Origin of the sequence: Acinetobacter sp. Ver3 (assembly GCF_000632455.1) — a bacterium.
In the GTDB taxonomy this organism is placed as follows: Bacteria; Pseudomonadota; Gammaproteobacteria; order Pseudomonadales; family Moraxellaceae; genus Acinetobacter.
The window spans coordinates 1-773 of sequence record NZ_JFYL01000174.1 but is presented as its reverse complement, the minus strand read 5'-3'; the positions used below and the strand labels follow the sequence as shown (position 1 = coordinate 773).

General features: G+C 39.3%; 1 protein-coding gene. It reads right to left on the bottom strand.

Annotated features, from left to right (window positions below; translation table 11 throughout):
* Positions 1-19: 19 nt before the first annotated feature.
* Positions 20-773: IS5-like element ISAha2 family transposase (locus CL42_RS16215; protein ID WP_000597506.1), on the bottom strand; the 754-nt coding region annotated here is incomplete at its 5' end.

Below are 773 nucleotides of genomic sequence, written 5' to 3'. Positions count from 1 at the left end.
CTGCTCATTTGAACAGAATTCAAGTGACAACTTGGGTATGAGGACGACCTAATTCTGTAAATTTGTTCAATACGGCTATGCGTGCATGAATCTCATTCACCTGACTAGAAAAACTCCTTGCTGTTAATTTATCACCTAATAGTTTGATGCAATGCATCTTGGTTTCAACTAAACTTCGACGATGATAACCAGACCATTTTTTCCAAAGCGTTCTTCCTAAACGTTTAACTGTTTTCAGTAACTCATTCCGCTCTAAAGATCTCAATTTCTGATCTTTCCATGGTTTTGCATTTTTTCTTGGCGGAATGAGCGCATGTGCATCTCGATCTAGAATGACTTGTCTGCAGTGCTTCGTGTCATAAGCACCATCGGTATAGACCGAATCAATTCGTTCATCTAAGGGAATTTGAGCAAGTAAATCACCGAGTACTTGCGAATCGCTCACATTATTTGTAGTAAGCTGTACTGCACGTATTTGCAAGGTTTCAGCATCGATGCCAATATGAAGCTTACGCCATTGGCGACGATATTCAGGTCCATGTTTCTTACGTTTCCACTCACCTTCACCTAGAAACTTTAAGCCAGTTGAGTCGACGAGTAGATGTAGCCCATCACTACTTTTTTGATAGCTAATCGCAATATCAATATGTTTTTGTCTTCGACAAAGCGTACTGTAATCTGGTGCGGTCCAATTTAATCCACAAAGTTTAATCAGACTTTGAACAAAACCTGTGACCATGCGTAAAGAGAGTCTAAATAAAGATTTGATCATT